Source organism: Companilactobacillus paralimentarius DSM 13238 = JCM 10415 (genome assembly GCF_001434985.1).
In the GTDB taxonomy this organism is placed as follows: Bacteria; Bacillota; Bacilli; order Lactobacillales; family Lactobacillaceae; genus Companilactobacillus; species Companilactobacillus paralimentarius.
In genome coordinates this window covers 1-10,056 of record NZ_AZES01000130.1, presented here as the reverse complement: position 1 = coordinate 10,056, position 10,056 = coordinate 1, and the positions used below count along the sequence as shown (strand labels likewise).

7 protein-coding genes and 1 pseudogene are annotated in these 10,056 nt (G+C 34.2%); all 8 read right to left on the bottom strand.

Annotated elements, in window-relative coordinates; translation table 11 throughout:
- Window positions 1–74 precede the first annotated feature (74 nt).
- Complete coding sequence (locus FD33_RS10735; RefSeq protein ID WP_056955967.1) at window positions 75–1,220, bottom strand: M20/M25/M40 family metallo-hydrolase; 1,146 nt, start codon at window positions 1,218–1,220, stop codon at window positions 75–77.
- A gap of 90 nt (window positions 1,221–1,310) precedes the next feature.
- Window positions 1,311–1,538: a type II toxin-antitoxin system RelB family antitoxin gene (gene relB, locus FD33_RS10730; protein ID WP_025086415.1), complete on the bottom strand. Its 228-nt coding sequence runs from the start codon at window positions 1,536–1,538 to the stop codon at window positions 1,311–1,313.
- Window positions 1,539–1,699: 161 nt separating this feature from the next.
- Entirely contained in the window at window positions 1,700–3,757 is a 2,058-nt protein-coding gene (locus FD33_RS10725) for a heavy metal translocating P-type ATPase (RefSeq protein ID WP_319792512.1), read from the bottom strand.
- Window positions 3,754–4,176 (bottom strand): CopY/TcrY family copper transport repressor, encoded by a 423-nt coding sequence (locus FD33_RS10720; protein ID WP_025086072.1) that lies wholly within the window; start codon window positions 4,174–4,176, stop codon window positions 3,754–3,756. The genes FD33_RS10725 and FD33_RS10720 overlap by 4 nt, the downstream gene beginning before the upstream one ends.
- 603 nt (window positions 4,177–4,779) lie before the next feature.
- A pseudogene (locus FD33_RS12965) lies at window positions 4,780–4,983 on the bottom strand (helix-turn-helix domain-containing protein); the annotation flags it as partial.
- A gap of 10 nt (window positions 4,984–4,993) precedes the next feature.
- Entirely contained in the window at window positions 4,994–5,524 is a 531-nt protein-coding gene (locus FD33_RS10710; RefSeq protein ID WP_025086074.1) for a DUF2975 domain-containing protein, read from the bottom strand.
- Between the two features lie 449 nt (window positions 5,525–5,973).
- Window positions 5,974–8,214, bottom strand: coding sequence for a ribonucleoside-triphosphate reductase, adenosylcobalamin-dependent (nrdJ, locus tag FD33_RS10705; RefSeq protein ID WP_025086075.1), 2,241 nt, complete (start codon window positions 8,212–8,214; stop codon window positions 5,974–5,976).
- 381 nt (window positions 8,215–8,595) lie between these two features.
- Entirely contained in the window at window positions 8,596–9,948 is a 1,353-nt protein-coding gene (locus tag FD33_RS10700; protein ID WP_158136944.1) for a glycosyltransferase family protein, read from the bottom strand.
- Window positions 9,949–10,056 lie beyond the last annotated feature (108 nt).

The window sequence follows — 10,056 nt, the reverse complement described above, 5'->3', positions numbered from 1 at the left end:
AGTCCATTTGAAGTTTTCTTCGGGACAAAGTTGCGCTTGATTTGACAATTCGTCATCCTCGAAAGCACATAGCTTCATATCTCAGAAGAGTTTCCAGATAATATTTCATAACTAATACGAATCCCATTATAGAAATTCTTAATTGTCATATTCTCGTCAATATCGTGGTTACGTTCATCAGCATTGGCGTAAGGAATCGTAAAAACAGGAACCTTTAAAAAGTTCTTCCAAACATAATTTGGAACTGATCCTGGCATTACTGGTTCTATATAAGCTTTACCAGTAGCCCTTTTAATTGCTTGATAGAGCCATTCAATCTGTTCAGACGTAGCCGACGTTTTTTCTGGCGGCAATTCACCTAATATACTAACTTGCAATTGTCCACTAGCAATTTCTGGTTGATATACTTTCAAAAGATTCTCTTTAATGACAGAGATATCCTGCCGATCAACAAGGCGACAATCAACCTTTAATGAAGCTTCATGGGGAATACTTGTCTTTACCCCTTTCTGTAAATATCCGCCTTTAATCCCAAAGATATTAAAGGTAGGCTCAAACATTAATTTATGATAATAAGTAAATTTGTCCATTGCCAACTGATTAATTCCAGCCTGTGCAATAATTTCATCTTTATTAAAAGGTAATTTTGCTATCCATTCTTTTTCTCCTGCTGTTGGTTCCAAAATTCCGTCATAAAAATGAGGTATTTTTACTTGGCCAGTTTTAACATCATAGATTCTAATCAAAAAATTGAATAATTGAGTTACTGGATTGGTCATAATATTACCAAAACTGCCCACATTAAAAGGTAAAGTTTGATGTAGTTCTAAATAAGAATAAACACCCAATATTTGAGCCAACAGTTGTCCCTTATTGTCACCGACTCCTCGGCCATAAAAGCGTCCTTCTCTTTTAGATAATGTAAAGGGATCACTTTGCCATTTAGAAATATCACCAGCAGCCATAACGTCGTAATGTCCGTACAATAAAACATTCCTTTTAGTGGTACCTGTAAGCTTTGCTATGATAATGGGATGCCCTTTGGTAGGAATCACTTCAATATCGGCATGTAATAGTTTTTTTAACAAATTGGTCAAAAATTTTACAACATCTTCAATTCCCTCACCGGTGACACTAAAACTTCTAATTGTAATTAACTTTTTTAAAAGAACTTCAAAATTTTTAGAATGATCCTCAATAAATTGATCTCTTCGATTCAAAATTATCACTCCTCAAAAAATAGGTAGTAAATCCACAAATGTGGACTTACTACCTATCTTAATACAGAATTAATCACTCTGCTTTTTTATCTAACAATACCGACTCATTGCTTTTTTCAAATCATCTAGCGTAATATCTTGAGATCCATTCTTGGATTCTTGTAACGCTTGTTCATATAGCTCATCATCAATATCGTCTTCTATTTTTTCAATCACTACTGTACGAAGAAAAGATGAAATACTCATATCTTTCGATTTAGCATAATTGCGAATCACCTTTTCATCAAAATCATCTAATTGGAAAGAGATAGTTGCCATCTTTCATCACCACCTGTCCCATATCAAACATAGTGTATCCTCATGAATAGTTTTTTTCAATAGTTAAGCTATTCACAATTCATTATTATATAATTTTTATTTTATAAAATGAATATCCAATATGGATAGTTAATGACACATTATCTAGCAATTTCTCTAAATTACATTTTTAAAGTTAATGCATTAATAGCGACAACAACAGTGGAAAGTGACATCACGATTGCTCCAACAGCTGGACTTAAAACAAATCCAACTCCTGCTAAAATTCCGGCAGCTAGTGGGATTGCGACGATATTATAACCGGCTCTCCACCAGAGATTCTCGACTGTCTTTTGATAAGTATGATGGGACAATTTTAAGAATTTGATAATATCAAATGGATCACTGTTATACAGAATCACATCTGCTGAATCAATGGCGACATCCGTACCTGCTCCGATAGCAACACCAATTGTTGCAGCAGCAAGGCTAGGAGCATCATTGATACCATCCCCAACCATCATGACGTGATGACCAGACAATTCAAGTTCTTTAATAACTTTGTTCTTATCCTCTGGCAACAATTCGGCTCTGAATTCGTCGATACCCATTTGTTTAGCCATAATTGCTGCAGCATCTTTGTTATCACCAGTTAGCATAATAGGTGTAATATTTCTGGCTTTTAACTCTTTAATAAATTCAATCGTGTTCTTCTTAATCCGATCACCTAAAGCTACAAAACCAAGAACTTTTTTATCTGCTACTAAGTAACTAATGGTATTTCCCTTATCTAAATACGTTTGAACTAATTTGTTATCAACTGGAATATTCTCATTTTTTAGATACTTCATATTGACTAAATAATATTTGTGTCCCTCTAAACTTCCACTCATACCATAGCCTTTAATTGCTTGAACATTATCAAAATTAGCTATTTCAGTTTTCTTATCTTTAGCATATTGCACAATACTATTAGCTATAGGATGACTAGATCCGCTCTCAATACCAGCAATAACTGATAATAATTTACCATCATCAACTGTGGAATCAATGCTCTTCAAACCGTTAACAGTGAACTTACCTTCAGTTAAAGTTCCAGTCTTATCCATTGCGATGTAATCGATTTTACGGCTATTTTCCATAGCTTGATTATCGCGAATAATTAAACCATTAGTTGCAGCAATTGATGTACTACGTGACATAACCAAAGGAATAGCTAATCCTAAAGCATGCGGACAAGCAATCACCAAAACAGCGACTAATCTGTTTAAAGCTGTATTCATATCACCAAAAATTAACCAGTAAACAAAAGCAATAATTCCTACTGACAAAGCAGCATAGAATAGCCAGCTTGATACTTTGTCGGCCAACATTTGTGTCTTAGAACGATTATTCTGTGCATCAGATACAAGTTTACTGATCTGCGATAGGTAACCCTCATTGGCAGCTTTATCAACTTTCACACGTATTGTACCCTCACCATTGATAGAACCACCAACAACTTTACTACCAATTTCTTTTTTTACAGCCTTAGATTCACCAGTAATTAATGACTCATTAATATAACTAGACCCACTAACAATATGGCCATCTAATGGTACTGATTCACCGGCACGAATCTCAACGATATCTCCATCTTTGACCATGGAAATATCATGATCCATCGTTTCTCCATCATGTACCATATGAACTTGATCTGGAACCAGTGAGGCAATTTTCTGTAAAGCATTACCTGCACTCATGGTAGACTTCATTTCGATCCAATGACCCAAGAGCATGATCACAATCAAGGATGATAATTCCCAGAAGAAATCCATTATGTGTTGTGATGAATGAATCAAATCGTTCATGACAAATGCATATAAACTGTAAATATAAGCAACACTAATACCCATAGTAATCAAAGTCATCATAGCTGGTTGCTTAGATTGTAGTTCTCCTTTGGCACCAGTGATAAAAGGCTTTCCACCATAGAAATACAAAATTGTAGCTAAAACTAATACAATCCAATCAGATCCAGGAAACTGAACTTGGAAAGGCAAATTCAAACCCATAAATGGAGATAGTACAAATACTGGTATTGCCAAAACAAGCGAAATCCAAAATTTCTTCCTCAAGTCCCCCATATCCATCATATGACCACCGTGCATCATCATGTGGCTATCCGACATGTCCATTCCAGACATATCCATTTCTGAATGATCGTTATCATTCATTTTCATTCCATTCATATCTTTCATGATAAATTTGCCTCCAAACAATTACATTCAACTTCCTCTGGAGCTGTCTTAGCTTTAGCATTCAAAGCTTCAACAATACTAGAAATATCACTTTGAGAGATCTCAGAGTTTTGCACTAAATCCTTAATTGCTTGCCCCTTTCGCATACAACAAAGATTATCAAATAAGTTGTTCACACTCTGATGAATTGCTAAATCCTCATCTATCAGTGGCTTGTACACATAAGGACGTTTGGTTTCTTCAGCCTTTAAAAAGTTTTTCTTTTGCAACCGAATGATTAACGTTTTAATCGTGGCAGATTTCCAATCAGTCTTTCGCTCAAGAATATCAATAACCTCTTTACTGGTTGCCTGACCCAAAGTCCAAATGATCCTCATTACTTGCCATTCAGCTTTACTCATCGTTTCGATTTCTGTCATATTGTCACTTCCCTTTTAGGTTTACATCTGTAGTCTTCTCAACAATTTAAAGTTTACATCTGTAAACAAAATATGTAAAGTATTATGCTTCTAAAATTGTCAAAGAGTGAAATAAGAATTGGTTTAACTAAGTATTGGAATTAGTTGACCTTGCGTAGTTCGTTTCAACTATTAAACATAGAAAATAGTATTTAATATAAAAAGGACCAGCACACTAACCATCAAAGATGATTAACATACTAACCCTTCAAATGAAAGAATATATCTTACTTGCATAATCTAAAATTGAACTCTCAAATCAGTTGGTCCAACGGATGACCACTTGTAACCTTCAGATCGAGATAACATTAATAATTGATTTAAGCGATCTGAATTAATTTGATCAAGTTTTGACTTATTGGACATGTTGGCCAAAATAATTTCATTGACCGTTTTAGCAGCAATTACCTGAGGTGGCATCTTTTTTTCATTAAGATACTTTCCTGCCGTCATTAGAACCTTGATAACTTCTGGATCAAAATCAGATTCTTCAACTATAGAATTATACATTGCATCAACTAATTCAAAAACTTGTTCATAAACTGTTTTCTTCATATCTTTTGACTCTTCTCTCTGATATTCCAAAATATCTCCTGGTTGACAATCTAAAACTTCACAAATTTTTTCCAATGTAACGAAACGGATACCCTTGGCCTTACCTGTTTTAAGAATCGATAAATTAGCAGGTGTGATACCAATTTTTTGAGCTAATTCTTTTGAAGAAATTTTTTTCTTTAACATCATTAAATCGAGATTTATTTTAATCATTTACAATCACCTAAATAACAGTATCTGAATCATGTTGTAACTCAAAACCATATTTGAATACTAGATATAGCATATAAATAATCGCCAAAAGTATCAAATAACTACCAATTTGTCCCCAAGAATTACTAAATACTGAACTTAAATTTCGACCATTTCCAAATGAGAAGAACATCATACTAAGAATGTTACCCAAAATGAAAATTACGACGGAACCCACCATTAATTTCATGTTATTCACATTTGATTCTACAAAAAAGTTACTTTCTGCAATATTATTAATAATCTTACGTAATGCATGTAAGGCAAAAATTATACTTACTAAAATCAATAAAGCATTCAATCCACTTAATTCCAACATCCCTTTGCTCAAGTTAGATGGTTGTAAAACATACTTCTTAAGCTCTGTTGCAGCTTCCCCTGAAACAAATAAGACCGCAACGTTTGCGAAGATTACAGATGCAGCTGCAATTCCACAAAATATTTGAGCTACAACAGTTAGGATCGATAACACTTTTAAAATAAAGCTTGATATTTTTTTCATTTCAAGCACCCCCTATGTCGTATTCTACTACAGATATTAATTTTTGTTAATCAACATTTTAATATCGTTTTACAATAATAAAATAAACATAAAAACACAAATTTGTTAAAAGGTTCTTACCCAAATTTAGTTAAAATATGAATGTACTTAAATTCCCATCTTCCGCAAGAATTGGAAATGTGTTTAATACATAATTTTGTAAAATAAAAACGACCTCTATTAAGAGATTCAAGTAAAGGATATATCTTGAATACTTAATGGAGGCCGTTCTTTTGATTTAAAATTTCTATATTCGTAGATTTAAAACACCAGATAATACTAGAACTAAGAGATCAGTCGGTAGTAAAAAATTTGTAGATCCTCATTTTATTTAATTTGCGTAGCAAGGTTAGTAGAAGACCGAGTTTCAAGCTAATAATTTAATTTTGCCTTCACCTTTGTTTCGCTCTCTATCTAATTGGGCAAGCGCCACCGGCACAGTCTGATTGATCGACTAATTCGATATCTTTTTTGTCATGATTATCATTTTGTTCAGCAAATACTGCAGCTACGTTTTCATTAACTTCTGATTCACGTTCTTGATAAATTTTCTTATCAATTGGTTCCTTAGGAGCTTGTTTGAAATCAGCACCACTATAAGGTAATAGTGAAGTTGACTTTGTTACGTGTCTGTATTGATACATCAATGGTGCGATTTCATCTGCTTCGTTAGGTTGGAATGTGATTGTACAACTAACGGCATTATCAGACCAATATGTTTGTAAAAAGGCCTGTGTAGCAAATTGTTCAGCAATTGAAACTGAGCCAGCTGAAGCAAAATTAGGATCGTCAGCATTGGCAGCTTTAACTGGGAACTCAACGCACATTGTATGTTTTGTGTAAACATCAGGTTCAATCTTGTATCCACAAGCCTTTAGAGCTGGTAGTAGTGGATCACTGTCTTGGAATCTGATTCTTTGAATTAAGTAACCTGCATAGTGGAAATGCATACCTTCGGATACACCAGCTAATTTGGCAACAGTACCAGATGGTTTAACTGTTGTATGTTTAACTGAGGCTTTACACCCTAATTCCTTTGAGTACTCCTTATCAGCTGCAACAACTGAATGATATAAATCATCAAATTTCTTAGCAACACGTTGATCGTAAATTGGCTTTTGAATAGTATCTCCTGTTTCGGGATCTGTGGCAGTTTCAAAACCAGTCACAACACGATTACCGAAGGTTGTCAAAATCCAGTCTTGAATACCAGACATTGAAACTCCGATACGACGATTCTTTTGAATTACAGTTCTTGAGACTTCCCAATCATAACTGCTAAATGTAACACGTTTGGTATATCTAGCTGCTAATTCAAAGGCTTCTTCCAATGACCAACCTTGTTCTTGAGCAATCAATGGAAAGACTTCAAATAAGTTACATGGTTCGCCATTGCTCAAAGAAATTTCACCACAAGGATTAGTCCCTTCAACACCATCATCGATACCTGGTTGATACCCATCAATGGCACGACCATAGTTACGTGATAATTCTAGATTAACGATTCCTGGTTCACCATTGTGAGTAATAGAATCAGCAATTGGGGCATACTTATTGAACTTCGAATCAACAGCAACACTGTTATTTGAAGCCCAACGGTGATGGTAAAGTTTCTTTTGATCTTGTTTCATAGTGATAAAGTCATCGTCAGTAGCGCCACCTAAAGCTAACTCAGCTGAACGACGAACATTACCAGCAACAACTGTCTTACCAATCAAATTACCCATATCAGTACAGTCAACGGATGTTAATTTTCTACCAACGGCATTGTTCAAAACTTCGTTGATATCAAAGAACATTTCAATCAAAGGAACAGGACCTGAAGCTGTTCCACCAAAACCTTTGATCTTTTCACCTTTAGCACGAATCTTAGTAATATCTAAAACAACATCTTTCAAACCGTCATTAGTATCGTTAAAGTGAGCATCGATCATATTAGCATTTCCAACTACCCAACCTTCACGAGTATCAGGAAGTTCATAATTACGTGTATTTTCAAGCTCATGGCTCTTTAACCATTCATCGCGGTCAACAGCACCGGCTGCAATTGAATCATCATATGAGGCGCTCTCTTTGCCAATAAGAACAGTTAAATTAACTTTGTTATCAACAACAGGCATCAATTTCATGTTGCTTGGTACAACAGAGAAACCAACACCGCCACCCTTCATCAATTGATCAAACATAAATGAGAATGGCATTGAAACAGCTAATTGATCCTGCTTCAAGTAAGAAGGTACGATATGACTATCGCCATATTTTTGTGGTCTGATGGCAACAAACCAACAATTGTTTAAAGCATCACCATTGCGATGTTGATATTCAGTTCCAGAAATCCAAAGGTTTCTACCTGATGGTGTTGCAGCTAAACCATAAACCAATTTATAAAGACTCTTAGCTTCATTAACCAAGCCGGCATATTGTTCATCGGTTAATGAATCATCCTTCAAACGTGGATCAAGATTGATATTTCCTTCGATAACACGTTTAACTGTTTCTGACCAATTTTCAGTACGTCCAAGTTCTGGGATCCAACGAGCGTAAGTACGTTTATAAGTAACCCAACCTAACTCACCCCAGTGGGGTTTAATTGTTTTTTTGACTTCGTCGATAAAGTCATCTGATAAAATAATTTTATTAATCGTATTCATTAATATTCACTCCACACATTTGAAATAACACTATATATAGTACCTTTAATTCCTTGTGATAACAATATATAGCGTTCAACTATTTCTATTGACATTTTAGAAATATTTTTGCGTATTGATATTTAGGCAATTTCAAAATTAAAAATATCCAATTTGGATTTTAATTCATAATTAAAAATTCAAAGTCGCAATTACTATTCTAATATCTCTCAAGTTTGCTTAGCAATGATTTTTTTAATTTAAAGTCAGCTCTAAATTTCAAGTAGTCCGACTCAAATTTTTCCCTTGACTTGGTCAATTAACTGTCAGATTGGCGATTGAGACCATAAATTTTTTTACAAAAAAAACTATCCAGCCATTTGACCAGATAGTTTTTTAATTCTAAACATCTTTTTTAATAAAAAATTGATACAATCCTAAACTCGCTAAAATTGCGATGACTGGTAAAAATTCAATCCGATATCTTCCCTGAACTTCAATCAACAATTGCGCAGCCGCAAATGCTAACATTGGTAGCAACAATAAATATATATTATTGCTGAATTTTGTTTTGAATAAGCTAAACGATCCTATCCATGAAAAGATTATTAAAATAATCGAGCCAACATAAGCTAAATAATCAATTCGATCAACCGTCTTGGCCGAGTGATTCTGATTGTAACCTGTAAAATTAGTAGCCATAGTACGTTGCGACCATAATCCACCGACCTTGTTGATAAATAAACTCAACCACTTATTATTTTTATTTAAATAATTTATTTCTTGGTGCAAAGCCGCTTTTTCCTTCTTACTCATAACCTTACGTGGCTTGCTTGCATCAATTAACCGATCCATATCAGGTGAATAAGTCCCATTGGATTGATAGTTCAATCCGGTAACAAATTTCCATTCAGGATCATAATTAGACAATCCATAAGCATTGAGTCCAGAAGCTTTAATTCCCCAACCTGCCAAAGAAAATAGTGCTAGATAAATCAGCAATGATAACAAAATTTTCAAAGGTTTTCGATAATTGAATTTGTTTTTTTCAAACATTGTATAGAGTATTGCAAAGACCACAATTCCCGCTACAATTACTGGTCCAATCGGTCTAATCAGACAACCAATCGTCAAAGTTACCCCTGACAAAATGTATGCCCAAAGTTTATCTTGCATAATCAAATAGAATGTTAATAAATAACATAGTGAACCTAAGTATTGATTACTGGCTTGACTATTCAGTGCAAACCAATCAAGGTCATTCATCAATAGCAATACTGCTAAACGCGTCACTTTAATATTTTCAAAAATTTTCACGGCTAACAAATATGTGAAAAGTAAAATTAGAGCTTGATAAATTACATTTAAAAATTGAATTGCAAAAATATGATAACCAAAAATCTTCACAACTCCCAATACATAAACCATATATCCTGATTGATAAGCAAAACGCGAAAAATAATCATTATCGGTTCGATAAAGTTTAGCTCCATGTTGAAGTCCTGGTACTCGCGTCCAAAAATTACCAAAATCGCTCAATTGCGTCTTCGGTACAACTAAAATCCAGGACGTCGCCACTATCATGAAAATACCCAGCATTACTAAAAGAAGTGCCCAATTGAGCTTTTTATTTCGGTCACTAATTTTAACTAGAAAATAACCAGCTACTCCTACAAATAACAGAGCCAGCAACAAACTACCCCAGTTAAAAGCACGATTTACTGTGGCGTAATTTTCATAATAAAATGTCGACATTTCAAAAAGAACTAATGTCGTAAAAATTGCTAAAACACCTAAAATAAATTTACGGCGAATTTTATAATCAAGTTAGCCACTTTCAATAAAAGCTCAAAATAAAAACAC

What these genes read in the sequence shown, in the direction of transcription:
- relB (WP_025086415.1), bottom strand. Translation starts at nt 1,538, where the DNA reads ATGGCAACTATCTCTTTCCAATTAGATGATTTTGATGAAAAGGTGATT.
- FD33_RS10725 (WP_319792512.1), bottom strand. Translation starts at nt 3,757, where the DNA reads ATGAAAGATATGAATGGAATGAAAATGAATGATAACGATCATTCAGAA.
- FD33_RS10720 (WP_025086072.1), bottom strand. Translation starts at nt 4,176, where the DNA reads ATGACAGAAATCGAAACGATGAGTAAAGCTGAATGGCAAGTAATGAGG.
- FD33_RS10710 (WP_025086074.1), bottom strand. Translation starts at nt 5,524, where the DNA reads ATGAAAAAAATATCAAGCTTTATTTTAAAAGTGTTATCGATCCTAACT.
- nrdJ (WP_025086075.1), bottom strand. Translation starts at nt 8,214, where the DNA reads ATGAATACGATTAATAAAATTATTTTATCAGATGACTTTATCGACGAA.
- FD33_RS10700 (WP_158136944.1), bottom strand. Translation starts at nt 9,948, where the DNA reads ATGTCGACATTTTATTATGAAAATTACGCCACAGTAAATCGTGCTTTT.